The organism is Streptomyces sp. NPDC005576 (assembly GCF_042871745.1).
Lineage (GTDB): Bacteria > Actinomycetota > Actinomycetes > Streptomycetales > Streptomycetaceae > Streptomyces.
In genome coordinates this window covers 228,526-254,495 of record NZ_JBIAJC010000009.1, presented here as the reverse complement: position 1 = coordinate 254,495, position 25,970 = coordinate 228,526, and the positions used below count along the sequence as shown (strand labels likewise).

General features: G+C 72.3%; 18 protein-coding genes and 1 tRNA gene. 2 read left to right on the top strand and 17 right to left on the bottom strand.

The window, feature by feature from the left end:
* Positions 1-118: 118 nt before the first annotated feature.
* The 10 genes from ACFYPN_RS18285 to ACFYPN_RS18240 all read right to left on the bottom strand — a co-directional run bounded on the left by ACFYPN_RS18285 (position 119) and on the right by ACFYPN_RS18240 (position 15,162).
* Positions 119-192: transfer RNA gene (locus ACFYPN_RS18285), tRNA-Thr, on the bottom strand.
* Between the two features lie 245 nt (positions 193-437).
* A complete protein-coding gene (locus tag ACFYPN_RS18280) occupies positions 438-1,976 on the bottom strand; it encodes an alpha/beta hydrolase (RefSeq protein WP_389299283.1) in 1,539 nt (512 codons plus the stop codon).
* Between the two features lie 134 nt (positions 1,977-2,110).
* Complete coding sequence (locus ACFYPN_RS18275) at positions 2,111-3,316, bottom strand: DNA polymerase III subunit delta' (RefSeq protein WP_389299280.1); 1,206 nt, start codon at positions 3,314-3,316, stop codon at positions 2,111-2,113.
* Between the two features lie 218 nt (positions 3,317-3,534).
* Positions 3,535-7,038, bottom strand: coding sequence for a dTMP kinase (gene tmk, locus ACFYPN_RS18270; RefSeq protein WP_389299278.1), 3,504 nt, complete (start codon positions 7,036-7,038; stop codon positions 3,535-3,537).
* A 241-nt stretch (positions 7,039-7,279) separates the two neighbouring features.
* A complete protein-coding gene (topA, locus tag ACFYPN_RS18265) occupies positions 7,280-10,180 on the bottom strand; it encodes a type I DNA topoisomerase (protein WP_389299275.1) in 2,901 nt (966 codons plus the stop codon).
* Positions 10,181-10,549: 369 nt separating this feature from the next.
* A complete protein-coding gene (locus tag ACFYPN_RS18260; protein WP_389299273.1) occupies positions 10,550-10,747 on the bottom strand; it encodes a hypothetical protein in 198 nt (65 codons plus the stop codon).
* Positions 10,748-11,118: 371 nt separating this feature from the next.
* Positions 11,119-12,600, bottom strand: a complete 1,482-nt coding sequence (locus ACFYPN_RS18255; RefSeq protein WP_389299446.1) for a methyltransferase — start codon at positions 12,598-12,600, stop codon at positions 11,119-11,121.
* Between the two features lie 228 nt (positions 12,601-12,828).
* Positions 12,829-13,431: a small secreted protein gene (locus ACFYPN_RS18250; RefSeq protein WP_358763015.1), complete on the bottom strand. Its 603-nt coding sequence runs from the start codon at positions 13,429-13,431 to the stop codon at positions 12,829-12,831.
* 712 nt (positions 13,432-14,143) lie between these two features.
* Positions 14,144-14,617, bottom strand: coding sequence for an ATP-binding protein (locus tag ACFYPN_RS18245; RefSeq protein WP_358763014.1), 474 nt, complete (start codon positions 14,615-14,617; stop codon positions 14,144-14,146).
* 191 nt (positions 14,618-14,808) lie between these two features.
* Positions 14,809-15,162: an STAS domain-containing protein gene (locus ACFYPN_RS18240; protein ID WP_003967428.1), complete on the bottom strand. Its 354-nt coding sequence runs from the start codon at positions 15,160-15,162 to the stop codon at positions 14,809-14,811.
* A gap of 78 nt (positions 15,163-15,240) precedes the next feature.
* Between ACFYPN_RS18240 and ACFYPN_RS18235 the strand changes: the two genes are divergently transcribed.
* On the top strand, positions 15,241-17,781 hold the full coding sequence (locus ACFYPN_RS18235; RefSeq protein WP_389299269.1) for a DEAD/DEAH box helicase: 2,541 nt from the start codon (positions 15,241-15,243) through the stop codon (positions 17,779-17,781).
* Here the strand turns inward: ACFYPN_RS18235 and ACFYPN_RS18230 are convergent.
* From ACFYPN_RS18230 to ssd, 6 genes are all read right to left on the bottom strand, one after another.
* Positions 17,729-18,448 carry an Rv3654c family TadE-like protein gene (locus ACFYPN_RS18230; protein ID WP_389299443.1) on the bottom strand — a complete coding sequence of 240 codons (720 nt, stop codon included), beginning with the start codon at positions 18,446-18,448 and terminating at the stop codon, positions 17,729-17,731. The genes ACFYPN_RS18235 and ACFYPN_RS18230 overlap by 53 nt on opposite strands.
* Before the next feature lie 142 nt (positions 18,449-18,590).
* A complete protein-coding gene (locus tag ACFYPN_RS18225; protein WP_358763035.1) occupies positions 18,591-18,848 on the bottom strand; it encodes a DUF4244 domain-containing protein in 258 nt (85 codons plus the stop codon).
* A gap of 188 nt (positions 18,849-19,036) precedes the next feature.
* On the bottom strand, positions 19,037-19,879 hold the full coding sequence (locus tag ACFYPN_RS18220; protein WP_389299266.1) for a type II secretion system F family protein: 843 nt from the start codon (positions 19,877-19,879) through the stop codon (positions 19,037-19,039).
* 5 nt (positions 19,880-19,884) lie between these two features.
* Positions 19,885-20,787, bottom strand: a complete 903-nt coding sequence (locus ACFYPN_RS18215) for a type II secretion system F family protein (RefSeq protein ID WP_389299263.1) — start codon at positions 20,785-20,787, stop codon at positions 19,885-19,887.
* A complete protein-coding gene (locus ACFYPN_RS18210; RefSeq protein WP_358763003.1) occupies positions 20,787-21,932 on the bottom strand; it encodes a TadA family conjugal transfer-associated ATPase in 1,146 nt (381 codons plus the stop codon). Before ACFYPN_RS18210 ends, ACFYPN_RS18215 begins: the two co-directional genes overlap by 1 nt.
* Positions 21,929-22,984 carry a septum site-determining protein Ssd gene (gene ssd, locus ACFYPN_RS18205; protein WP_389299260.1) on the bottom strand — a complete coding sequence of 352 codons (1,056 nt, stop codon included), beginning with the start codon at positions 22,982-22,984 and terminating at the stop codon, positions 21,929-21,931. Before ssd ends, ACFYPN_RS18210 begins: the two co-directional genes overlap by 4 nt.
* Before the next feature lie 564 nt (positions 22,985-23,548).
* Here ssd and ACFYPN_RS18200 point away from each other — a divergent pair.
* Complete coding sequence (locus ACFYPN_RS18200) at positions 23,549-24,391, top strand: HAD family hydrolase (protein WP_389299258.1); 843 nt, start codon at positions 23,549-23,551, stop codon at positions 24,389-24,391.
* A gap of 658 nt (positions 24,392-25,049) precedes the next feature.
* On the opposite strand, the gene ACFYPN_RS18195 is transcribed toward ACFYPN_RS18200, so the two are convergent.
* Positions 25,050-25,874, bottom strand: coding sequence for an oxidoreductase (locus tag ACFYPN_RS18195; RefSeq protein WP_358762997.1), 825 nt, complete (start codon positions 25,872-25,874; stop codon positions 25,050-25,052).
* Positions 25,875-25,970: the final 96 nt, after the last annotated feature.

Sequence of the window (25,970 nt, the reverse complement as noted above, 5' to 3'; positions counted from 1 at the left end):
CCACCGGTCGGCCACCGGGCCCTTCGCGAGCAGGAGTCCGGGCTCTCGATTCGAGCCAGCAAGGTAATGGACATGAAAAAGCCCCAGGTCACGGCGAGTGAGTCCTGGGGCAATTCCGAGCCGCCTTCGGGATTCGAACCCGAGACCTACGCATTACGAGTGCGTTGCTCTGGCCAACTGAGCTAAGGCGGCACGCCCTGTCACACCATGGTGCGATCAGCAGCGGGGCCAAGTCTACACAGTTTCCGGTGGTGCTCCGTACCACCGGCCCCACATGCCCTCCGCGCAGGTCAGCGCAGCTCCGAGGGCCGGGATGGGGCCGCACGCGGGCCCCGTGGCAGCCAAGCCGGGGCCAGCCCCACCCGGGCAGCCCGGGCAGCCCGGACAGCTCGCCCCGGACAGCTCGGCCAGGGTCGGCGGCCCGGGGCACCGGCGGCTCAGGTGCACTTCGTGCCCTTCCTGGGGACGGTGCCCTCCAGGAGGTACCGGTTGATCGCGGTGTCGATGCAGTCGCTGCCCCGCCCGTACGCGGTGTGGCCGTCGCCGACGTAGGTGAGCAGGGTGCCGGAGGTGAGCTGATCGGCGAGGGATACGGCCCACTTGTACGGGGTGGCCGGGTCCCGGGTGGTGCCGACGACGAGGATCGGGCCGGCGCCCTCCGCGTGCGTCGCGTGCGGGGTACCGGTGGGGTCGACCGGCCAGTACGCACAGTTCAGGGCCGCCCACGCGAAGTTCCGGCCGAAGACCGGGGATGCCTTCTCGAAGCTCGGGACGGCTTTCTCCACGGCGGAGCTGTCGGCGAAGGCGGCGGGCAGGTCGAGGCAGTTCACCGCGTAGTTGGCGTACATGAGGTTGGCGTACGAGCCGTCGGGCGAGCGCTCGTAATAGCTGTCGGAGAGGGCGAGCAGGCCGGAGCCGTCGCCGTGCCGGGCGCCCGCGATCGCCTCGCGGAGCTGGGGCCAGGCGGCCTCGTCGTACATGGCGGCGATCACGCCCGTGGTCGCGAGGGACTCGCCCAGCTTCCGGTCCTCGCCGGTCGGGACCGGCTCGGCGTCCAGGTCCTGGAAGAGCTTCTTCAGCTCGGCGGCGGCGTCGGCGGTGCTCGTGGTGCCCAGCGGGCAGTCCGGCTGCTCCACGCAGTCCGCCGCGAAGGATCTGAAGGCGCCCTCGAAGCCGGCCGTCTGGTCGCGGTTCACGTCGACGGCGGCCAGCGACGGGTCCAGCGCCCCGTCCAGCACCAGGCGGCCCACCCGGTCCGGGAACAGGTCGGCGTAGATCGCACCCAGGTACGTACCGTACGAGGCGCCGACGTAGTGCAGCTTCTCGTCGCCCAGGACGCCGCGCAGGATGTCCATGTCGCGGGCCGAGTCGACGGTGGAGACGTACGGGAGGATCTTCCCGGAGCGCTTCTTGCAGCCGTGGGCGAACTTCTTGAAGGCGGCCTCCAGCTTCCCGATCTCCGCCTGGTCGTCCGGCGTCAGGTCGACCTGGGTGAACGCGTCCATCTCCTTGCCGGTCAGGCATTCGACGGGTTCGCTGCGGGCCACCCCGCGCGGGTCCACGGCCACCATGTCGTACCGGGCGCGGACCTGCGCCGGGTAGCCGAGGGCCGCGTACCCCTGGAGGTACTCGACGGCCGAGCCGCCGGGGCCGCCGGGGTTCACCAGGAGGGAGCCGATCCGCTCGCCCGGCCCGGTCGCCTTCTTCCGCGAGACCGCCAGATCGACGTCCCCGTCACCGGGCTTCCCGTAGTTCTTCGGCGCCTTCATCGTCGCGCACTGGAAGCCTTCGACGCCGCACGCGCCCCACTTCAGCTTCTGCTTGTAGTAGGGGGCGAGGTCCTCGGCGGCCACGGTCGCCGAGGACCCGACGGCGGACGCGCTGGGCGTCGAGCCGCCGCTCGTACAACCGGAGACAAAGAGTCCGGCTGTGCCGAGCGTGATGGCGAGGGTCTGGAGCAGGCGCCTGGAGTCCATGTCCGGAGCGTAGTCGCCCGGTGACGAGTCGTCCGATTTCCTCCTCATTCGGGTGAACGCGCGACGCGATCGCCCACGAACAGAACAGCATCCGATGAGCAGAGCCGGCCGAGCAGAGCCGGGCGACCGCACCCTCAGCCGGCGCGCAGCGCCATCGTCATCGCCTCCACCGCCAGCAGCGGCGCGACGTTCCGGTCGAGCGCGTTGCGGCAGGCGATCACCGCCTCGATACGGCGGAGGGTCTGCGCCGGCCCGGAGGACTCGGCGATCCGGTCGAGGGCGTCCCGTACGTCGGTGTTGGCGAGGGCGATCCGCGAGCCCATCTGGAGGGCCAGCACATCGCGGTAGAAGCCGGTGAGCTCGGTGAGGGCGAGATCGAGGCTGTCGCGCTGGGTACGCGTCTTCCGCCGCTTCTGCTTGTCCTCCAGGTCCTTCATCACGCCCGCCGTGCCGCGTGGCATCCGGCCTCCGGCCGACGCACCGAGCGCCGCCTTCATCTCCTCGGTCTCCTTGACGTCGACCTCCTCGGCCACCTCCTTGGCGTCCTCGGCAGCCGTGTCGATCAACTCCTGCGCCGCCTTGAGGCAACCGCCCACGTCCGCGACGCGCAGCGGGACCTTGAGCACGGCGGCCCGGCGGGCCCGCGCCCGCTCGTCCGTCGCCAGCCGACGGGCACGCCCGATGTGGCCCTGGGTGGCACGGGCCGCGGCGTGGGCGCGCTCGGGGTCGATGCCGTCGCGGCGGATGAGGACGTCCGCCACCGCCTCCACCGGGGGCGTACCCAGCGTGAGGTGGCGGCAGCGGGAGCGGATCGTGGGCAGCACGTCCTCCAACGAGGGCGCGCAGAGCAGCCACACCGTCCGCGGGGCGGGCTCCTCCACGGCCTTGAGCAGGACGTTCCCGGCGCCCTCGGTCAGGCGGTCGGCGTCCTCCAGGACGATGACCTGCCAGCGGCCCACGGCCGGTGAGAGCTGGGCCCGGCGCACCAGGTCACGGGTCTCCTTCACACCGATGGAGAGCAGGTCCGTGCGGATCACCTGGACGTCGGCATGGGTGCCGATGAGGCTGGTGTGGCAGCCGTCGCAGAAGCCGCAACCGGGGGCCCCGCCCATGGCCCGGTCGGGGCTGGTGCACTGGAGGGCGGCGGCGAAGGCCCGGGCGGCGGTGGCCGTGCCGGAACCGGGCGGTCCGGTGAACAGCCAGGCGTGCGTCATCTTCGAGCCCGGAGGCACGGGCTCCCGGGCGGCCGTCGCGGTGACCAGGATGTCGGCGTCGCGGGCGGCAGCCGCGAGCTGCTCCTGCACCCGGTCCTGACCGACCAGGTCGTCCCATACGGACATGGTCACCGCCCTTCCGGTGGTGTCGTGCGGTCCTGCGGTGACGAGAACCCGAGGCGTACTGCGCGCTTCCATTGTGGGGGACCCCACCGACAATCCCGACGCCGTGCGGATTCCAGGGCATCCCGTCCGTCTCCCCGGCGACGCGCACGCCCCCCGGTCCGGTGATCCGGTCCGGGGGGCGTGCGTTCTCCGCCGTACGCGTACGTCGGGGCGATCCGTCAGCGGCGCGGGCGCCGCCGGCCCTTGCCGCGGCCGTCCGCCTCGTCGTCGTCATGTCCACCGAGCAGCTCGTCGGCGAGCGTCGGCAGATCGTCCAGCGGGGTCTCCTCGGCCCAGTCCGGACGCGGTCGGCGCGACGACCTGCCCGACCGCTCGTACGCGGCCCGGTCCGCGGCCGGATCGCCGCTGATCTGCGGCAGCTCGCGGGTCCGCTCGGCCTCGCTCTCCGCGCCGGAGGGCGCGGGGTCCTCGTCCCGGAAGATGTCCCGGGGGACGCGGTCGGCCGGCGCGTCGGGGCGGTACGCCGGAAGGACGGCTGTCTCGTCCGCCCGGTTGGCCCGGTCAGCCCCCTGCGTCTCCCGGTAGGCGGGAAGCACGGTGGTCTCGTCGTTCTCCGGCGATCCCGCGCCCCCTGCCCGCCCCTTCGCGCCACGCGATCCGTCCGCGCCGGCGGAACGGTCCGAGGAGGCGTTGTCCGGCTCCCCCTTCGGCCGCACCTTCGGAACCTGCTGGGTGACCTCGTTCGGGTTCACCAGCGGCGTCGGCACGGTCAGCTCGTCGCCGGAAGCACCGGAAGCGCCGGACGTACGGGGCGTACCGGAAGCAGCAGGCGTACCGGACGCACCGCCCGCCCCGACGGACCCCGACTTCGTCCACGGGTCCCGGGCCACACGCGGGGCGTCCGCACGCGCCGCCTCCACACGCGAGGCCTCCGCACGCGCCGTCTCCGCCTTGCGGGCGGCCTCCGCGCGCTCGGCAGCTGCCCTCTCGGCAGCTGCCCGCTCGGCCTCCGCGCGCTCGGCCTCCGCACGCTGGGCTGCCGCGCGCTCCGCCTCGGCACGAGCCGCGGCCTCTGCCTTCGCCCGTGCGGCGGCCTCGACCGCCGCACGCTCGGCGGCCTCCTCCTCGGCACGGCGGCGGGCGGCCTCCGCGCGTACCAGGGCCTCCTCGGCCTTGCGCTGCTTCTCCAGGCGGGCCTCCTCGGCCTCCTTGCGGAGCCGGGCCTCCTCCACGGCCTGGAAGCGCAGCCGTTCCTGCTCCGCCTCGCGCGCCTTCTCCTCGGCCTCGCGACGGCGGCGGGCCTCCTCCTCGCGGAGGCGGAGCTCCTCGGCTCGCTGCCGGGCCTCCTCGGCCTGCCGCTCGGCCTCGGCCTGCCGGGCCTCCTCCAGCTCGCGCTGCTTGCGCTCCTCCTCCTCGGCACGGAGCTTGGCGAGCTGCGCCTGGCGCTCCCGCTCCAGCCGCTCCTCCTCCGCCTTGCGGGCGGCCTCTTCCTCCGCCTTGCGCCGGGCCTCTTCCTCGGCCGCCTTGCGCGCCTCTTCCTGGGCCTTGATCTCGGCCTCGGAGAGCGGCAGGACCCGGTCGAGCCGGTGGCGTACGACGGTGGTGATGGCCTCGGGCTCCTGGCCCGCGTCCACGACGAGGTAGCGAACGGGGTCGGCCGCCGCGAGCGTCAGGAAGCCGGAACGCACCCGGGTGTGGAACTCCACCGGTTCGGACTCCAGCCGGTCCGGGGCCTCGGTGAACCGCTCCCGCGCGGTGGCGGGGTCGACGTCGAGGAGCACCGTCAGGTGCGGGACGAGTCCGGTGGTGGCCCAGCGCGAGATACGGGCGATCTCGACCGGGGAGAGGTCCCGTCCCGCGCCCTGGTAGGCGACGGACGAGTCGATGTAGCGGTCGGAGATGACGACGGCGCCGCGTTCCAGGGCCGGGCGGACGACGGAGTCGACGTGCTCGGCGCGGTCGGCGGCGTACAGGAGGGCTTCGGCGCGGTTGGAGAGTCCGGCCGACGAGACGTCGAGGAGGATCGAACGGAGCCGCTTGCCGACCGGGGTGGCCCCCGGTTCACGGGTCACCACGACCTCGTGGCCCTTGGCCCGGATCCAGGAGGCGAGCGCCTCGACCTGGGTGGACTTCCCGGCGCCGTCGCCGCCCTCGATGGCGATGAAGAAGCCGGTGGCGGCGGGCGCGACGGCCGGGTCGCCGCCGCGCAGCGCCTCCCGCAGGTCGCGCCGGAGCGGGACTCCCGCACGGTCGTCCGTCTTGGCGAGGACGAGCGCGGCGACGGGCAGCAGCAGGGCGCCGACAAGCATCAGGGCGAACGCGGCGCCGCCGTGGGCGAAGACGAAGTCGCCGGCGACGAGGCGGTGCCTGCCGAACGCGGCGGCCAGCAGCGGGCCGCCGACGGCGCCGACCGCGACGGCCACCCGGACGACCGCCTGGAGGTGCTCGGTGGTCTTCGCCCGCCGCGGCTCCTCCGTCTCCTGGTCGACGAGGGTGTGGCCGGTGGCCGCGGCGATACCGGCGGTCCAACCGGCGAAGAGGGCGATCATCAGCCCGGTCGCGGTGTCCGGCACCAGACCGAGCGCGAGGAGCGCCACGCCGGTGAGGGCGAGCGCGAGGGCGAGCAGCCGGCGCCGCGACAGCGCGGGCAGCACCTTGGCGGCGGTACGGATACCGAGGGCGGTGCCGCCGGTCAGACCGAGGATCAGCAGCGCGTACGTGGCGGGTCCGCCGCCCAGGTCCGCCGCCTGGAGCACGGCGGCACCGGCGGCCGCGGCGATCGCCCCGGCGACGGCCGCGCAGGCGGCGACGATCAGCGGGAGGGCCCCGGTACGGCCCTTTCCGGCACTGGCACCGGCACTGGTCCCGTCCGCGGACGGGGCTGCGGCAACGGTCCGTCGGCGCAGTCCCTCCAGCGGCGAACGGGGCCTCGGCGTGGGAAGGCCCGGCAGTTCGAGGAAGTACAGGGTCGAGATCGAGGCGGAGAACAGCCCGGCCGCGACGTACGAGGCGAGAGCCGCCTGGTGCAGCGAGAACCAGTCCAGGCCCGCGCCCAGGAGGTTGCCGACCAGCGTGGCCACCAGCAGGACCACCGCGGCGGCGGGCACCGCGAGGAAGTCCGTACGCAGGGAGAGCCGGCGCAGCGCGTCGAGGTGGTCGGGGAGCGGACGGACCGCCGCGCCCTCGATCGGCGGGGCGGGCAGCAGGGCGGGCGCCGCGCTCTCCTTGGCCACCGCCCACAGGCGTTCCCCGGCCCCGGCCACGAAGACGGTGATCAGGATCATCAGGAGCGCGTGGTCGGGCGTCCAGTCGATCCAGAGCGGCGCGACGACCAGCAGCGCGAGCCGCAGCCCGTCGACGCCGATCATCAGCCATCGCCGGTCCAGTACTCCGCCCGGTGCCGTGAGCGATGTCAACGGCCCCAGGAGTACGGCTCCGAAGAGCAAGGTGGAAAAGATCCGGACACCGAAGACGGCGGCTACGGCGAAAGCCGCCCCGCGGTATCCGGTGCCGAATGAGCCCTCCTGGACCGCTGCTTGCAGCGACAGCAGCACCAGCACCAGGACGGCGAGTGCATCGCCGATCCCGCCGACGAGCTGGGCGCTCCACAACCGCTTCAGCGGCTGGATGCGCAACAGGGCTCGTAGGGCGCGCTCGCGTGAGTCTGCGGCAAGTGTGTCGGAGGGGGGGCTCACGACCGTTGGCTGCTCGGCTCGCGTCATCCGTCCAGCCTATCGGCAGCCGTACGGTCGCCGTTGCCCCGGCCGAACATACGACCGTGTGGCCCCCCGGAAACCTCCGGCCGGAAGTGCCGGGAGTCCGGACCGGAACCGCTCCCGCCGCCTCCGCGGGCCCTTGGGAATTACCCGTGGGGGAGGAGGCCCGGACACACGTCCGCCGCCCCCGGTCGGAAACCGGGGGCGGCGGACGGCGTGTCGCGGGATGCGGCTCCGCGGGGTCCGCTCAGTCCTCGGTGGGCGCCGCGGCGGAGGCGGAGGCCGCGCTCGTCGCCTTCTTCGCCGTCGTGGTCTTCTTCGCCGTCGTGGTCTTCTTCGCCGTCGTGGTCTTCGCGGTCGTGGTCTTCTTCGCGGCGGTGGTCTTCTTGGCCGCGGTCGCCGTCTTCTTGGCCGGGGCCTTCTTCGCCGTGGCGGCCTTCTTGGCGGGCGCCTTCTTGGCGGCCGTCTTCTTCTTGGCGGGTCCCTTGGCACGCTTCTCGGCGAGGAGTTCGTACCCGCGCTCGGGCGTGATCTCCTCGACGCTGTCGTCGGTGCGCAGCGTCGCGTTCGTCTCGCCGTCCGTGACGTACGCGCCGAAGCGACCGTCCTTCACGACCACCGGCGCCCCGCTGACCGGGTCGGTGCCCAGTTCCTTCAGCGGCGGCTTGGCGGCTGCCCGGCCGCGCTGCTTGGGCTGCGCGTAGATGGCGAGGGCCTCGTCGAGGGTGATGTCGAAGAGCTGGTCCTCGGAGGTCAGCGACCGCGAGTCCGTCCCCTTCTTCAGGTACGGACCGTAGCGGCCGTTCTGCGCGGTGATCTCGACGCCGTCCGCGTCCTCGCCGACGACGCGCGGCAGCGACATCAGCTTGAGCGCGTCGGCGAGCGTCACCGTGTCGAGCGACATCGACTTGAAGAGGGAGGCGGTCCGCGGCTTCACCGCGTTCTTGCCGGTCTTCGGCGTGCCCTCGGGCAGCACCTCGGTGACGTACGGGCCGTACCGGCCGTCCTTGGCGATGATCTGGTTGCCCGAGACCGGGTCGGCACCGAGTTCGAAGTCTCCGCTCGGCTTGGCGAGCAGCTCCTCGGCGAGTTCGACGGTGAGCTCGTCCGGCGCCATGTCGTCGGGGACGTCGGCGCGCTGGTGCCCCTCGGAATCCTTCTCGCCGCGCTCGATGTACGGGCCGTACCGGCCGACCCGGAGCTTGATGTCGTTGCCGACGGGGAACGAGGAGATCTCCCGGGCGTCGATGGCTCCGAGGTCGGTGACGAGTTCCTTGAGGCCGCCGAGGTGGTCGCCGTCGCCGTTGCCCGCGTCGGAGGCCGCACCGGCACCGGCCGTGCCCTCGCCCGCACCGAAGTAGAACCGCTTCAACCACGGCACGGACTGGGCCTCACCCCGCGCGATGCGGTCGAGGTCGTCCTCCATCCGCGCGGTGAAGTCGTAGTCGACGAGCCGGCCGAAGTGCTTCTCCAGCAGGTTGACGACGGCGAAGGAGAGGAAGGACGGGACGAGCGCGGTGCCCTTCTTGAAGACGTAGCCGCGGTCGAGGATGGTCCCGATGATCGAGGCGTACGTCGACGGGCGGCCGATCTCGCGCTCTTCGAGCTCCTTGACCAGCGATGCCTCGGTGTAGCGGGCCGGCGGCTTGGTGGAGTGGCCGTCGGCGGTGATCTCCTCGGCGGAGAGGGCGTCGCCCTCGGCGACCTGAGGCAGTCGGCGCTCGCGGTCGTCCAGCTCGGCGTTCGGGTCGTCTGCGCCTTCGACGTACGCCTTCATGAAGCCGTGGAAGGTGATCGTCTTGCCGGAGGCGGAGAACTCGGCGTCCCGGCCGTCGCTCGCCCGGCCACCGATCTTGACGGTGACGGAGTTGCCGACCGCGTCCTTCATCTGGGAAGCGACGGTCCGCTTCCAGATCAGCTCGTACAGCCGGAACTGGTCGCCGGTCAGGCCGGTCTCGGCGGGGGTACGGAAGCGGTCCCCGGAGGGGCGGATCGCCTCGTGCGCCTCCTGCGCGTTCTTGACCTTGCCGGCGTAGGTACGCGGCTTCTCCGGCAGGTAGTTGGCGCCGTAGAGCTGGGTGACCTGCGCCCGGGCGGCGGTGATCGCCGTCTCCGAGAGGGTCGTGGAGTCCGTACGCATGTAGGTGATGAAGCCGTTCTCGTACAGCTTCTGCGCGACCTGCATGGTGGCCTTGGCCCCGAAGCCCAGCTTGCGGCTCGCCTCCTGCTGGAGGGTGGTCGTACGGAACGGCGCGTACGGCGAGCGGCGGTACGGCTTCGACTCGACCGAGCGGACCGCGAAGGCGGAGTCGGCGAGGGCGGCGGCCAGCGCGCGGGCGTTCGTCTCGTCCAGGTGCATGACCTGGGCGGAGGCGGCCTTCAGCTGCCCGTCCGCACCGAAGTCGCGGCCCTGGGCGACCCGGCGCCCGTCGACCGCGCTGAGACGGGCGGTCAGGGTGGACGGGTCCGAGGCGTCACCGGTGCGGCCGGTGGCGAAGGTGCCCGTCAGGTCCCAGTACGAGGCGGAGCGGAAGGCGATGCGCTCGCGCTCCCGCTCGACGACGAGCCGGGTGGCGACGGACTGGACACGGCCCGCCGACAGCCGGGGCATGACCTTCTTCCACAGGACCGGCGAGACCTCGTAGCCGTAGAGGCGGTCGAGGATGCGGCGGGTCTCCTGGGCGTCGACCATGCGCTGGTTGAGCTCGCGCGGGTTGGCGACGGCGGCCCGGATCGCGTCCTTGGTGATCTCGTGGAAGACCATCCGGTGGACCGGGACCTTGGGCTTGAGGACTTCCTGCAGGTGCCACGCGATGGCTTCGCCCTCGCGGTCCTCATCGGTGGCGAGGAAGAGTTCGTCGGACTCGGCCAGCAGCTGCTTGAGCTTCCTGACCTGGGCCTTCTTGTCGGCATTGACGACATAGATGGGCTGGAAGTCGTTTTCGACGTCGACCCCGAGCCGCCGGACCTCGCCGGTGTACTCGTCGGGGACCTCGGCCGCGCCGCTCGGGAGGTCACGGATGTGCCCGACGCTCGCCTCGACGACGTATCCGGGGCCGAGATAGCCCTTGATCGTCTTCGCCTTGGCAGGCGACTCGACGATGACGAGTCGGCGGCCGCCCTGTGCGGTCTCGCTGGTCGGGGACAACTTCGCTCTTCTCTCCGGTCGGCACTCGATGCGCATCCACGCGGCGGCTCAAAGCCACTGGCGGTGCTGTCGCTGCGGAGTGTGACGGTACAACCCGCCCCCGTGTCAAACGGCAAAAGCCCGCAACGGCCACTCGAACGGTAACCCGACTTCCGGCATTCCTGCCGCCCGGACTGTCCGTTCCGCACCCGGTACGGCCGCTGCCTGTGGGTTTCGAGGCGTCCGGGCAAGGGTGCGGAGGCGGTGCGGAAAAGGTGCGGAGCGGGTGTGAAAGCGGGTTCGAAGAGGGTGGGCGGGCGTCCGGTCCGGCGGCCCTGCAGGCTCCCGGCTCAGGACGCCCGACGCGCCGGATTGGTTCACCGGATTCGTTCAGACGCCGGCGAGAAGCCACACGCCGAGGAGGAGGAAAAGTACGCCGAAGACCGTCGACAGCACGGCGGCGGGAACGGGCCTCACTCCGAGGGCCACCGGCGCGCGACGGGCCGTGCGCGCCCCCGTCCAGAGGAGGAGCGCGGCGCCGAACAGCGCGAAGACCGCTCCTCCGAGGCCCGCCGGTCCGCTCTCCATGTCTCCGCCCCCTGTCCTGGCCCGCCGACCGGGCCCGGCGCCCCAGGGCGGCCGGGCCCGAGGGGCCGGCTCGCCCTCAGGACGCGCAGGGGGAGGCTGCCACCCCCGGACGTCGGCCACGCGAACCCCGGGTGAACAGCGGGCCCGGGGACGGCCGCCGGGTGAACAGCAGGCCCGGGACGGCCCGCTGGGCGAACAGCAGGCCCGGGACGGCCCGCCGGAGGGCCGTCGGTCCCGCAGCGGGCGCACCGCGCGGGAGATCGGCACGGGCGACCGGCGCGCATGCCCTGCTCAGGCAGTGCACGCCCGCTCAGGCCGTGCGCGCCGACGCCCATCGTGTGTGCGCCCGCACAGGCCGCGTCTGCGCCCGGTCAGGCCGTGCCCTCGGCCCTGCCGGCGCCGGGGGTCACCGGCTCCAGGAAGCCCTCCTCGACCAGGAGCCGGATCGCCTGGGGGGTGCGGTCCCGCAGGAGCACGGGGTCCTCACCCATCAGCTGGGCGATGGCGTCCAGAATGCGGCCGGCGGGCAGCGACCCGTCGCACACGCCGGCGAACCCCGCCCCCACCGAGTCGACCTTGGTGGCCCGGCGCATGCCGCGGTGCTGACGGAGCACCACGTGCTCCGGGTCCTCCGCACCCGGCAGCCCGACCTGCTCCTGCACGACCTCCTCGGCGAGCACGAAATGGCCCGCGAGCAGCGAGGCGTCGTCCTGGGCGCGCAGATAGTCCTGGCGGGCGAAGTGGGCGAGGACGGCCGGGCCGAGGGGCTGCTCGATCGAGTGCGGCCACTCCTCCACCACGATCGACGGGTTCCCGGCGACGGCCGCGGCCGACTTGCGCACCGTGATCCAGCCAAATCCGACCGCCGTTGTCCCGCGCGCCTCGAACTCGTCGAGCCAGGCTTCGTACCGGGCGGTGTACTCGGCCGGATCGGAACGGTGGTCGCCGCTGTCGCGCAGCCACAGCTCCGCGTACTGCGTGACGTCCTGCACCTCCCGCTGCACGATCCAGGCGTCGCAGTCGGCCGGCACCCAGGACCGGAGCCGGTCCTGCCACTCCTCGCCCTCCACGTGCTGCCAGTTGGCGAGGAACTGGGCGTACCCGCCGTCGTTCAGCCGGTCGCCCGACTGCTGGACCAGGGTGCGGCAGAGGTCGTCACCGCCCATGCCGCCGTCGCGGTAAGTGAGGCGAGCACCCGGGGAGATGACGAACGGCGGATTCGAGACAATCAGGTCGTAGGTCTCGTCGGCGACCGGCTCAAAGAGGGAGCCCTCCCGCAGATCGGCCGGGGCGGCGCCGGAGAGGGCGAGCGTGAGCCGCGTGAAGTCGAGGGCGCGCGGATTGAGGTCGGTGGCGGTGACGCGCGTGGCGTGCTGCGCCGCGTGGAGCGCCTGGATGCCCGAACCCGTGCCCAGATCGAGGGCGGAGGCCACGGGGGTACGTACGGTGATCCCGGCGAGCGTGGTGGACGCGCCGCCGACCCCGAGGACGACGCCTTCCTCGTGCGACCCGATGCCGCCCGCGCCCCCGACGGCACAACCGAGGTCGGAGACGATGAACCAGTCCTCGCCCTCGGGGCCGCCGTACGGGCGGACGTCGACGGTCGCCCGCACCTCGCCGGCCGCCTCGCGCACCCAGCCGTCCGCCAGGCAGAGGGCGAGCGGAAGAGCCGCTTCGGCCCGCTCCACCGGAACGGGCCGTTGAAGAAGGAAGAGCCGCACCAGCGTGTCGAGCGCGGTCTCGCCCCGGGTGGCGCGCAGCGCGGGAACGGTCTCGGCGCGCGCGAGGGCCGCGTAGGCCGGTGCGCCGAGGAGATCCAGGAGTCCGTCCGCGGTGAACGCGGCCGCGAGCAGCGCCTCACGGAGTGCGGGAACGTGCTCGGACCGCGGAAGGCGGGGCCCCGAGGGGCTCGTCGGTGCTGAGGGGCTCTTCGTACTCACGCCTCCATTGTCGCCGCTCCCACCGACAACGGCAGCGGCCCGGCCACCACGAGGGGTGATCGGGCCGCCCCGCCCGCGGACGTACGGAAGCGACGGGGCCGCGACAGGTACGGGCTGCGGAAGCTACGGGCGCTACGGGCGCTACGAGGCGTTGGCCGGGGATGCCGGGGCGCCCGATCCCGATCCGGGGGACGCGGAGGCCGCAGGACTCTTGCAGCTGTCCTGCTTGGCCATCGCTTTCCCGACCTCGCCGGATTGCAGCTTGTTCAGCGCGTCGGCACCGCTGCTGCTGGTGTTCTTCAACTCGTCGGCGATGTCCTTGAGACCGTCGGCGAACTTCGCCTGATCCTCGGTGTCGAGCGCGTCCACCTTGGTCTTGAGGTTCGCGTACGCCTTGGAGGAGGCGTTGAGCCCCTTCACCGCCTCCTGCTGCGTGGCCTCACCGTTGTCGACGGGCGGGGCGCCCGCCGAGTCCACGGCGGAGGCGAGCGCCTTGTACGCCTCCGAGATCTGATGGAAGGCGGCCGAGTCGGTCCTCTGCACGTCGGCGGGCTGACTGTTGTCCGCGGTCTGCTGCTGGATGGCGGTGTTGGCGTCCGCGATCTTCTGCAGTTGCGGCTGGATCTGGTCGCACACCTTCTTGGCCCAGTCGTCGACCTCGTCGTTGCTGTCGTCGCTGCAACCCGTCAGCGTCAGTACGAGTACCGCACCGCCGGACAGTGCGGCCGCAAGCTTCTTGTTCACCGAATCGGTCCCTTCCAAGGCTCTCGGCCCCGGAACTTACACGCCACGTGGGCGACATCCGGGCGCCGGTCTCCCGGTACGTGCCCTTTTGAAGCCATTTGCATCAAGAGAAACGGGGGAGATTCAATTCACCCTCCACGCCTGCTCCGAGCCCGCTCCGCGCCAGCTCCGAAGAGGCGAACCACCCTGCGGGCAGCTACTCCATCTTCACCCGAACGGGTGAAGAACCCGACCTGCGGGCACCCCCTGCCCGATCGTCACGGACGACGCCTCGTCAACGGTGCGGGGGTGTGACTGACGTGATGCCCATCAGGAGGCACCCGTGGCGAAAGGGGCTGGCAGGGGTCGCGGTACGGGCAGGGGTCGCCGGCCGGGGTCGCCGGCCGGGGTCGCCGTACTGGCAAGGGTCGTAGGCGCGACATCGCAGAGGCGCAGGGCCACACAGAGGCGCGCGGTAAGGCGGCGTGCGAGGGTATGCGACCGCACAGGGGAGTTACGTGCGACGGACGGCGAACAGCAGCAGCAGACACCTTTTGATCGCCTTCGGCAGTCGCCAGGAGCGCAGGAGAGAAGGCGCGAAGGCGCGCGAAACCGGAAGCGAGCCGGGGCACATCCTGTCGCGCCGGCCCTGGCTGAACGACTCGACGGCTCACAGGCTCAACGACTCGACGGCTCAACAGGGCCCTGAGGAGCCTGGGCCGCCGGGAGACGATCAGGGAAAGATCACCGCGGGCGTGGTCGGCCAGGTCATACGGATCACACCGCCGTTCACCCCCGACCGGACTTCCACGTCGTCGACCAGGCCCTTGATGACGGCGAGGCCCATTTCGTCCTCGCCCTCACCGTCCGGCTCGGGCTCCGGCTCGTCGAGTCCCACCGGTCCCGGCGAGGCCCGGCGTGCGCCGGGAACGGCGCCTCCGGCATCGCTTCCCGGACCTGGGACATCGTCGCCGACCTCGATGGAGAACGACTTCTCCTCGTCCTTCAGCACCACGGCCACCGGGGTGTCGAGGCCATGAGCGTGGTGCAGCCCGACAGCTCGGCTGCATGCCTCACCCACCGCGAGTCTGACCTCGTCGAGCACCGCCTCGTCGACGCCGGCCCGGCGTGCCACAGCGGCTGCCACCAGGCGGGCCGTCCGGACATGTTCAGGCTGTGCGCTGAAGCGGAGTTCAACGGTGGCCATGAGATCCCCCTCGAACGTAGGGCGTGCTTCTCAGAGGCCCGGGCATGGCGCCCGTACCTCTGGTCTCTTCCGGAGCCCACGGAGCGGACGGCCGACCCAGGGTCGGCCGCCTGCTCAGCGCGGCCCGGCGCGGCTGCTGCCGTCCGGGCCGTCCACGGACCACCGACCGGAGCCGGCGGGCCGCTCCGACGTCAGTCGGTGGCGGCGACAGCCTCGTCGACCGTGGTGTGAATCGGAAACACCTTGGTCAGGCCCGTGATCCGGAAGATCTTGAGAATGCGCTCCTGGTTGCAGACCAGGCGCAGCGAGCCCTCATGAGCCCGGACACGCTTCAGGCCGCCCACCAGCACGCCGAGACCGGTGGAGTCGAGGAAGTCGACGCCCTCCATGTCGACAACCAGGTGGTAACTACCGTCATTCACCAACTCGACCAACTGCTCGCGCAGCTTGGGCGCGGTATACACATCAATCTCGCCACCGACCTCGACGACCGTACGGTCGCCACCAGGGCCGGACACATTGCGAGTCGACAGGGACAGGTCCACGGATCCTCCAGCACCTTGCTATCGAGCGGTCGCCCCTCGGTCTCCCCGACGGAGTCAGGGGACGGATCGCCAGCCGCGATGGCATTCAATCACTTACCAGCAGCCATGCACGACGCCTTGGGACCATTGTCCGTCACGCCAGTGACACACTCGGTGCCGATGGCCAAGAAACACCGCCCCAGCGGACCCGCCGAGAGCGGAGATTCCCGCCCCTCTCCCGACATGATCCTCGACCGGCTCGCCGCAGGGGCGGGCCGGGCCGCGCGCATCACTCATACGGAGCACTTGCCCCCGCGACCGGGAACCCATGCCATCTGGCCGGATCGCATCCGACCGGAAGTCGTCGCGGCGATCGGGCGTGCCGGGATCGACCATCCGTGGGTCCATCAGGCGGCCGCGGCCGAATGCGCCCTCGACGGTGAATCCGTGGTGATCGCCACCGGAACGGCGTCCGGAAAGTCGCTTGCCTACCTCGCCCCGGTCCTGAGCGCGCTGCTCGACGGCTCGGAGGCTCCGAACGGACGTGCGGCAACGGCGCTCTACCTCTCCCCCACGAAGGCGCTCGCGGCGGACCAGCGCCGGTCGGTGAAGGCCCTCGCCTCGCCGCTCGGCAACGCGGTCAGGCCCGCCGTCTACGACGGCGACACGCCCGTGGAGGAACGCGAATGGGTGCGCCAGTACGCCAATTACGTCCTCACCAACCCCGACATGCTGCACCGGGGCATCCTGCCGTCCCATCCCCGCTGGGCCTCCTTCCTGCGCGCTCTGCGCTACGTCGTCATCGACGAGTGCCACACGTACCGGGGCGTCTTCGGCTCGCACGTCGCCCAGGTCCTGCGCCGACTGCGGCGACTGTGCGCCCGGTACGGCTCCGATCCGGTCTTCCTCCTCGCCTCCGCGACCGCGGCCGAGCCGTCCGTCGCGGCCGGCCGCCTCACCGGCCTGCCGGTGAAGGAGATCGCCGACGACGCCTCACCCCGCGGCGAACTGGTCTTCGCCCTCTGGGAACCGCCGCTCACCGACATGCGGGGCGAGAAGGGCGCGCCCGTGCGGCGCACCGCTACCGCCGAGACGGCGGACCTGCTCACCGACCTGACCCTCCAGGGTGTCCGCACGGTCGCCTTCGTCCGTTCCCGGCGCGGGGCGGAACTCATCTCCGTGATCGCCAAGGAACGGCTGGCCGAGGTCGACCGCTCGCTGCCTCGACGGGTCGCCGCCTACCGGGGCGGCTACCTGCCGGAGGAGCGCCGCGCCCTGGAGCGCGCCCTGCACTCCGGTGAGCTCCTGGGCCTGGCCGCCACCACCGCCCTCGAACTGGGGATCGATGTCTCCGGTCTGGACGCCGTCGTCATCGCCGGGTATCCGGGCACCCGGGCTTCCCTCTGGCAGCAGGCGGGCCGGGCCGGCCGCTCGGGCCAGGGCGCTCTGGCCGTACTGGTGGCGCGGGACGATCCGCTGGACACCTTTCTCGTGCACCACCCGGAGGCCCTGTTCCACCAGCCGGTGGAGTCGACCGTGCTGGATCCGGACAATCCCTACGTACTCGCCCCTCATCTGTGCGCGGCCGCGGCGGAGCTTCCTCTCACCGCCGCCGACTTCGAACTCTTCGGTCCCACCGTGCCCGAGCTGCTGCCGCAGCTGGAGGCCGCGAAACTGCTGCGCAAGCGGGCGGCCGGCTGGCATTGGACCCGCCGCGAACGCGCCGTCGACCTCACCGACATCCGGGGCGGGGGAGGCCGGCCGGTGCAGATCGTCGAGGAGGGCACCGGCAGGTTGCTGGGTACCGTCGACGAGGCCGCCTCCCACACCGCGGTGCACGAGGGAGCCGTCCATCTCCACCAGGGACGCACCTACCTGGTCCGGAAGCTGGACCTGGAGGACTCCGTCGCACTCGTGGAGGAGGCGAATCCGCCGTACTCGACGAACGCCCGCGACACCACCGCCATTACCGTCCTGGAGACCGACACCACGCTCCCCTGGGGCGACGGGCGGCTCTGCTACGGCTCGGTGGAAGTGACCAACCAGGTCGTCTCCTTCCTGCGTCGAAAGCTGATCACCGGCGAGGTGCTGGGCGAAACCAAGCTCGAACTGCCGCCCCGCATTCTGCGCACCCGGGCCGTCTGGTGGACCGTCACCGAGGACCAGCTCGACGCCGCCCGGATCAATCCGGAGATCCTCGGCGGTGCGCTGCACGCCGCCGAACACGCGTCGATCGGAATACTCCCCCTCTTCGCCACCTGCGACCGCTGGGACATCGGCGGGGTCTCCGTACCGCTCCACCCGGACACCCTGCTGCCCACCGTCTTCGTGTACGACGGCCACCCCGGCGGCGCCGGGTTCGCCGAACGCGCCTTCCACACCGCCCGCGCCTGGCTCGCCGCGACCCGCGAAGCCATCGCCTCCTGCGAGTGCGAGGCGGGCTGCCCTTCCTGCATCCAGTCCCCCAAGTGCGGCAACGGCAACGAGCCCCTTCACAAGCGGGGTGCGGTACGGCTCCTGACCGAACTCCTCAGGGCCGCCCCCGCGGACCCTCCGGCGCCCTCAGCGCCTCCATCGCCCTCCTCGCCTACGGGGACGCCGGAGACGCCGGAGACGCCGGAGGCCCCGCGCGGGACCTGACCTCCGGCGCGTACGGCCCGAAGGCTGCTCGCGCCGTCACGTCGGCGACATCGCCCCGCACCCAGCACCGCACCAACAGTGCACCTTGTGCGTCCGCCACGCGCCGGGCCGCCGCACAGGCCGCCCCGGGCCCCTGGAGGGCGCGGTCGGCTGCGGCGAGGGCGGCCAGGTCCGCCGCCCCACCGGCACGGTGCCGCGCCGCGACCGCCTGCCCGAACGCGAGGATCACCACGCACACCGAGCACAGAGTGGCCACCGTCAGGGCCACCCACACGGTCGCCACGCCCCGATCGCGGCGTCCCCGATCCCGGTGTCCCCGATCCCGCCGCCTGCAATCCGGCCTGCGGCCGTGACCTCTGCGACCGTGCCCCTTCCGACCCCGGCACCGGTGATCACGGGGCCCGGGATCATCTCCTCGGCCACCGAGGCACCTCATGGCGCGCCTCCAGCGTTCTCCTCGGTCCGAACGGCGTCCTCTGCATCCCCGCCACCCCTGGCGTTCTCCCCAGGGCTCCTGGCGAGACTGGGCCCCCCGGGACCGCCGCCCACCGTGTCTTCGGCCAGGGCTGCCGCTTCGGCGCTCAGGGTGAGCGCCAAGGCGCCCGGCCCGGGCCGCGTCCACGCACCGGATCTGATCGGCAGCCGCCACCAGGGCCCAGACCACCATCAGCGCGAGGGCCACCAGCACCGGCAGCACCATCGCCGCCTCGGCGGTGACCGAGCCCGCGTCCCCGCCTCCGTCCCCGCACGGGGACCGAACGGTGCTCCGGCCCCTCGGCCGCCGCTCGCGCTCCGCTCCGTACGCCCGCTCAGAACGATCCATCGAGTGCACCCTTGATCAACGACTGCAGCGCGTCCTGTACCGCTCCGCTGTTGACCACCTTGTAGAGCACGGCGGCGAAGGCGCAGGCCGCGATCGTCCCCATGGCGTACTCGGACGTGGTCATCCCGCGGTCGGACCGTCCGAACCGGCGGGACCACCGGACCCGCCGGGCGACTCCCCGTGCCCCGGGCTCCGGTGCGAGCGGATGGGACCGACAGCGTGCAGGCCGAACCGCTTTGCTCAGGACATGCCGCCCGCGTCGGCCGAGCCCCCTTCGACCGTGCTTCTCGTCGGGGACGTCTCCACCGGTGCCCGTTCCGACACCCGTTCCGACACTCATTTTCCGTCCTCGTTCCGCCCTTGCCGGGCATCGTGGGATGACCGGGCGCACCAGCGGCGCACCCGTGGGACTTACCGATTTATGAGGCCCCGTCAGCCGGCGTGCAGGATTCCTCCTGCCAGGCCGACGATCACCGGGGCGACTCCGACCGCCAGGAAGGCCGGGAGGAAGCAGAGCCCCACCGGAGCCGTGATCAGCACGCCCGCGCGCTGGGCCCGCGCCACGGCGGCATCGGCGCGAGCGGAACGCATGGCGTCGGCCAGCCGGGCGACCGGCTCCGCCGCCGGAGCCCCGGTCTCACCGGCACGGTCCAGGCACCGGGCGAGCGGCCCCGCGCCCGGGATCTCCTCGAGGAGGCCCCACGCCCGGGTGGGATCACCGCCGAGACGGATCTCGGCGGCGGCGCGGACCAGCCGCTCTCCGACCGGACCCCGGAGCGACTCCCCCACGACCTCGGCGGCCTGCCGTGGGCCGGCCCCGGCGGAGATGCAGGCGGCCAGGAGATCGGCCGCCAGCGGAAGTTGCCGGGCCGCCGCGACCTTGTCCTCGGCCGGCTCCCCGGAGCCCTCCGGACGACGGGCGTGTGCGGTCCGGCGGAATCGCCACACCACAGCGGCCGCCCCGGCGCCGGCCAGCATCCCGGTGGTCCCGCCCGCGAGAATCCACACGACCAGCCCCGCGCCGACCGGTTCTCCCCATCGTGTCGCCGCGGCACGGACCTCCGCGGTCGGACGGGACAGCACCCGCTGTGCCCGGTTCCCACCCGACGAGCCGGTCTCGCGGCCCGGATCTCCGAGGACCACGGCGAACCGCTTCCGCCGGGCACGTTCCCGCCGGTTCCCGGTGGCCGACAGCAGCGCGCACAGGGAGGCCGCGCTTAACGTGAACCCGATCCCCAGGCTGTGGACAACTTCTCCGGACACGGCGTTCGACACGGCGGTCACCTCGCGTCCACCGCCCGCACGATCCGGTCGGCCCAGCAGAGCCCGGCCGTCTCCAGCAGCAGCCCGCCCACCAGGCAGACCAGTCCCGCCGGAGTGTGCAGCAGGACTCGGAGGGGCTCCGCCCCGAGCGCGGCGCCCATGCCCAGCCCCGCCAGCGGCAGCAGAGCCAGCAGGACCACCGTCGACCAGGCTCCGGCGAGCCCGGCCCGCAGTTCCTCCCTGCGCCGCCGCTCCGCCCGGAGAGCGCCTTCCAGGCGGTCCAGTCCCGCCGCGAGTCCGGCGCCGCCGTCCACCGACACCCGCCAGCACGCCGCGATCCCGGCCAACGACGCCAGCCCCGGAGCCCCGGCCGCACGGTTCAGTGCGGCAGGTACGTCGCCGCCGAACCGCGCCGCGGCGAGTACTGGCGACTCGGCGACACCCAGCCCGGGCGTTTCCCGTACCGCGCGGATCAAAGCCTGCCCCGGTTCGCAACCGGCCCGCAGTTCACCGACGACCGCCCCGCAGAGCGCCGCGACCGCCGCGTCCGACCGCTCGTACGCGGCCCGCCCGGCTCGCCGCCGCAGCCAGCGCCCTACCAGCGGCACCGCCGCGGCGCCCGCGACCAGCGGCAGCCACGACTCCCCCAGGACCGCGAGTGCCACGGCCACCGGAGCACAGATCCATTCGCGTCGTCGGATCAGCAGCCCAGCAGCCCGGGTACGCAGCAGCGCCGCACTCCGCGCCACCCTCGCCGGCAGGACCAGGCCCCCGCCGTCGGCGCCCGAGGTACCCCGCACCGCTTCCGCGCCCCTCGCCCTCGCCACCCCTCCGGCATCCCGGCGTACGGCCAACCAGACGGCGAGAGCCACGCATGCCATCGCTCCCCACGTCGTGGCCGCGGGCGTCGCCCCGGTCATCAGGCACCCCCGACGAGCGCGGCCAGCCGCTGCCAGCCCGGGGCCCGTGCGAAGCCGTCCGCCCCGCCCGTCAGCGCGGGTACGGTGACCACGAGCCCGTGGGAGTCGCGTTCCAGCACATGGACCTCGGCGAGACGCCGGCGTCCCGTCCGGTCACGCACCAGGTGGATCACGACCGACAGTGCTGCCGCCAACTGGCTGTGCAACGAGGGCCGGTCGAGCCCGGCGGCCGTTCCCAGCGCCTCCAGCCGAGCGGGTACGTGCGACGCGGCGTTGGCGTGCACGGTCCCGCACCCGCCCTCGTGCCCCGTGTTCAACGCGGCCAGCAGGTCCGTCACTTCGGGACCCCGCACCTCGCCGACGACCAGCCGGTCCGGACGCATACGCAGGGCCTGGCGGACCAGGTCCCGGAGCGTCACTTGCCCCGCTCCCTCCTGATTGGCGGCCCGGGACTCCAGCCGCACCACGTGCGGGTGGTCGGGACGCAATTCCGCCGAGTCCTCGGCCAGCACGATCCGTTCGTGCGGGCCGACCTCTCCCAGGAGGCTCGACAGCAGGGTGGTCTTCCCCGCGCCAGTGCCACCGCTGATGAGGTAGGAGACCCGGGCGCGCACCAGACTCCGCAGCATCCGGTCGCCGCCGGGTGGCACCGTCCCCGCCCGGACGAGCTCCTCCAGGGTGAAAGCCCGGGGACGGACGACACGCAGGGAGAGGCAGGTCGAGCCGACGGAGACCGGGGGCAGTACCGCGTGCATCCGCGTCCCGTCCGGGAGGCGCGCGTCCACCCAGGGCCGGGCGTCGTCCAGTCGCCGGCCGGCCACCGCCGCGAGACGCTGCGCGAGCCTCCGCACTGCCGCGGCGTCGGAGAAGGTGACACCGGTCAACTCCAGACCGCCGCCGCGGTCCACCCATACCCGGTCGGGTGCGGAGACCAGGACATCGGTCACCTCCGGGTCGGCCAACAGGGGCTCCAGCACCCCTGTGCCGACCAGCTCACCCCGCAACTCGGCTGCGGCACCCAGGATTTCCTGATCTCCCAGCAGTCGGCTCTGCGCCCGCACGGCGGCGGCCACGCCCGCCGGCGTCGGCACCTCCCCGCTGAGCGCCAGCCGCTGCCGCACGGCGTCCAGGAGCCCTTCGGTCATGACGGCCCCCCCACCGGGACGGGAAGGCCACCGACGTATGCCTTCTCCCAGAAGGCGGCGCAGAAGCGGGCGAGTGGACCGCGCGGCCCGGCCCCCGGTGGAAGGAAACCGTCCTGATGCACCGACACCGCCGGTTCGACCGGGAGTTCTCCCAGCAGGGGCAGAGCGAGCGCACGGGCCACCCACGGACCGTCCAGGCCGGGGGCGAACGGTGCCCGGGCCACCACACGCAGGTCGTCGAGGGACGTGCCGACCGCCGACGCCACGCACTTCGCCGCTGCCACGGCGCGCAGCTCACCTGGCACGACCAGCAGCCCGAGGTCCGACTGGGACAGCGCTTCCGCCACTCCCTCGTCCACTTGGCGGGGCAGGTCCACGACCACCACGCCGCCGAGCCGCCGAGCGGCCGCGAGCACCGACCGCACCGCAAGTGGCGGTACGACGACGCCGCACTCACGCCCCCGGCTGAGCACGCGCAGTCCGTGGAGGGCGGGCAGCGAGTCCTCCAGGACGCCGCCACCGAGCCGGCCTCTGGTGTGCGCGAAGTCGGGCCATCTCCGGCCCTCGGTGCGCTCCCCGCCGAGCAGGACGTCGATGCCGCCCCCCAGCGGGTCACCGTCGATCAGCGTGGCCCGCACTCCCGCCCGGGCGGCGGTCACGGCGAGCGCGCAGGCGAGCGTCGACGCGCCGGCCCCGCCCCTGCCACCCACCACCGCCACTGTGAGCGCGGGACGCCCCGCCCCTTCCGCCGCGTTGGCGAGCTGCTCGATGAGCCAGCCCTCGGCTTCGGGCAGCCTCAGCACGTGCTCGGCGCCGATTTCGACCGCTTGTCGCCAGACGTCGGGCGAGTCCTGGTCGCGCCCGACGACCATCACCCCACGGCGCCGCGCGAGTCCGCGGCACCGCTGAACCGCGTCGTCGCCCACCAGGATCAGCGGCGCCTGCCGCCACACCTCGCGGTCCTCCGGTGCGCCGTGGTGCACCTCCGGCTCCGCTCCCGCCGCCGCGCAGAGTCGCAGCAGATCGTCGAGCAGCTCGATGTCCTCGGTCACGATCAGCGGTGCTCCACACCGCCCTTCGGCGATCGCGAAATCTTGTCGCGCATGGGATCGCTTCACGATCTCCACCCCTTCTCACAGCACCTTGAGCGCCGTTCACGCAGAACCCGGAACAATCCGGGACAGGTGATTCCGGAACCCGCGGACTTCACGGGCGGAATCACCATGCGATCTCAGGGGAAAAGATGTGGATCTTGGTGGAGAACTGTGGACAACCCGCACGTTGTGAATAACTCGGTCACTCGAAACGGGGACATTCGGAGCGCACCTCTTTCGCTACGCTCAGTCACATGCAAGGCTGTGCCCAGGCGGTTGAATCGAGGCTGTCGGCCAGTCGGCAAAAGGGGATGCGAGCGCCATTCCGGGGAAAAACGCACCCGGACGTGCGACGACCCCCGCCGGGGGGGAGAGCGGGGGTCGTCCCCACGGCCGACTCGGGGGGGGGAGGAGCCGGACCGGGTTGGCACGGTCGCGAACGATCCGTGACTTCCATGGTGTACCCGAGCGCCTTGTCAGGCAAACCCACGCGCCAGGGCTTGAGCCGAATGGAGGCCCCCTATGCTCAGCCTTGTGGAAAACCGCTTCTCGCCGCGCACCGCCGCCTTCTTCGACCTCGACAAGACGGTCATCGCGAAGTCTTCGACACTGGCCTTCAGCAAGTCCTTCTATCAAGGCGGCCTGATCAACCGCCGCGCGGTGCTGCGCACGGCGTACGCACAGTTCGTCTTCCTCGCCGGAGGCGCGGACCACGATCAGATGGAAGGGATGCGTGAATATCTCTCCGCACTCTGCAAGGGGTGGAACGTCGCGCAGGTCAAGGAGATCGTCGCCGAGACCCTGCACGACTTGATCGACCCGATCATCTATGACGAGGCGGCCACCCTCATCGAGGAGCACCACGCCGCCGGCCGCGACGTGGTGATCGTCTCCACGTCGGGCGCCGAGGTGGTGGAGCCCATCGGGGAACTGCTCGGCGCCGACCGGGTCGTGGCGACCCGGATGGTCGTCGGTGAAGACGGCTGCTTCACGGGCGAGGTCGAGTACTACGCTTACGGCCCGACCAAGGCCGAGGCGGTCAAGGAGCTGGCCGAGTCGGAGGGGTACGACCTCTCCCGCTGCTACGCCTACAGCGACTCCGCCACCGACGTCCCGATGCTGGAGTCCGTCGGCCACCCGCACGCCGTGAACCCGGACCGGGCTCTACGACGCGAGGCCGGCGCGAGGGAGTGGCCGATTCTCGTTTTCAACCGCCCGGTCCGGCTCAAGCAGCGGTTGCCCTCCTTCTCACTGCCGCCGCGTCCGGCACTCGTCGCCGCGGCCGCGGTGGGAGCGGCCGCCGCCACCGCGGGGCTCGTCTGGTACGCCACGAGACGACGCGCGGCAGCCACCGCCTCCGCCTGACCACCGTCCGGCAGCACTGTGACCGCCGCCCCGGCAGCCGCCGACCGGCAGGGTGTCCACCGGGCACCAAGCCCGCCCCGCATGGGGTGGGTAGTGGACACCTGTTGGCTGCTGGGTGATTGAACGTGAAAGTAAAGAAGTGGAGGCTGGGGTACCGCTTACCCGGCTCCAGGAGTACAAAGGAGTCAACGGCCCGCGAGACCGAGGACATCCGAGAGGATGACCTTTCACGCAGTAAGGACCCACGGACCGCGCATGGAAGTTGGGCACCCACGCGACGTCGACCCGTCGATTACGGGCCAGCCGCACCAGGTGACGGGCAAAGAACCCGACCTGATGGGCATCTATCGAGGACGCTTGGTAACCCGGCGGACGTGCCAGCGGCGGTACCGGTATCCGGTACCGCCGCAACTCTTGCCCCCAGGCCCCCAGCGTCCCCAACGCCTCCCGCGCGCACTCGTGCGCCGCGGGCGTCCGCAGGGGCCGATGCACCGCCCGCACGGACGCGGGGGATCACCCGGGCCCCGGTCGCCCGGATGCGGGGACCGCCCCGACGCCATCCGGCCGAGGTGCCCGAGCGGGACCGGCCCAGGCGCATGCTCCCAGCAGAACCGGCCGAGCCACTCCCAGGCCATCCGGTCCGCCGCACCGGAAGCGGTCAGGCGGCTCCGCGCTGCAGCGCCTCGCAGACCGCGGTCGACTCCCGGACGCCCAGTTCGACGGCGCGCCCACAGTGCGCGATCCAGGTCGCCATCCCCTCGGGCGCACCCGACAGGTACCCCTCGAACGCCGCCACGTACGCGGCCCGCCCCTGCTCCGCGTGACCGACCTCGGCCGGGCAGATCGACTTCGGGTCGAGGCCGCTGCCGATCAGCACGATGCGTTCGGCGGTCCGGGCCACCAGCCCGTTGTACGAGCCGAAGGGACGGAGTGCGAGGAGTTCACCGTGCACGATCGCGGACGTGACCAGCGCCGGCGCGGCACTGCCGTCGATGATGAGCCGCGACAAACCCTCGAGCCGGCCGGCCACCTCGTCGGCATCCGGCAGAGGGGCCTGCACGAGGGGCTCGTCCACCGTCTCGCCGGTCAGCCGCGGGCGTCCCACGGCGTCGTCGGGGGTCGCCCCTCCGGCCGCCACCAGGTGGAGCCTGGCCAGCACCCGCAGCGGTGACTGCCGCCAGATGGAGAGGAGTTGGCCGGCTTCGGCCGTGAGGCGCAACGCCGCCCCCACCGTTCGCGCCTCGGGGTCACCGCTGAAGTCGGTGCGGCGGCGCACCTCTTCGAGGTTCCAGTCGGCACCCGCGAGCGCCGCCGAGCCGCGCGCTCCGCGCAATGCGGCCTCGGAAGTCACCTCGCTGCTCCGGCGCCGCATCACACGGTGGCCGTAGACCCGGTCCACGGCCTTGCGGACCGAGTCCACGGAGTCGGGGACCCCCGGCAGGGCGGCAAGGGCGGCAAGCGGGTCCGAGGCAGTCGTACTCATAAGTAGCGAGGCTACGCGCCCCATACACCCTCGCCACCCCCACGTGTTGTTCTTCACGAAGCGCGATGACTTTCCGCGATGATGCGACTACCCTAG

Bases quoted from the DNA above. Each gene is read 5' to 3' on its own strand.
- ACFYPN_RS18280 (WP_389299283.1), bottom strand. From the start codon at position 1,976: ATGGACTCCAGGCGCCTGCTCCAGACCCTCGCCATCACGCTCGGCACA.
- ACFYPN_RS18275 (WP_389299280.1), bottom strand. From the start codon at position 3,316: ATGTCCGTATGGGACGACCTGGTCGGTCAGGACCGGGTGCAGGAGCAG.
- tmk (WP_389299278.1), bottom strand. From the start codon at position 7,038: ATGACGCGAGCCGAGCAGCCAACGGTCGTGAGCCCCCCCTCCGACACA.
- ACFYPN_RS18260 (WP_389299273.1), bottom strand. From the start codon at position 10,747: ATGGAGAGCGGACCGGCGGGCCTCGGAGGAGCGGTCTTCGCGCTGTTC.
- ACFYPN_RS18245 (WP_358763014.1), bottom strand. From the start codon at position 14,617: ATGGCCACCGTTGAACTCCGCTTCAGCGCACAGCCTGAACATGTCCGG.
- ACFYPN_RS18235 (WP_389299269.1), top strand. From the start codon at position 15,241: ATGGCATTCAATCACTTACCAGCAGCCATGCACGACGCCTTGGGACCA.
- ACFYPN_RS18230 (WP_389299443.1), bottom strand. From the start codon at position 18,448: ATGGTGGTCTGGGCCCTGGTGGCGGCTGCCGATCAGATCCGGTGCGTG.
- ACFYPN_RS18215 (WP_389299263.1), bottom strand. From the start codon at position 20,787: ATGACCGGGGCGACGCCCGCGGCCACGACGTGGGGAGCGATGGCATGC.
- ACFYPN_RS18210 (WP_358763003.1), bottom strand. From the start codon at position 21,932: ATGACCGAAGGGCTCCTGGACGCCGTGCGGCAGCGGCTGGCGCTCAGC.
- ACFYPN_RS18200 (WP_389299258.1), top strand. From the start codon at position 23,549: ATGCTCAGCCTTGTGGAAAACCGCTTCTCGCCGCGCACCGCCGCCTTC.
- ACFYPN_RS18195 (WP_358762997.1), bottom strand. From the start codon at position 25,874: ATGAGTACGACTGCCTCGGACCCGCTTGCCGCCCTTGCCGCCCTGCCG.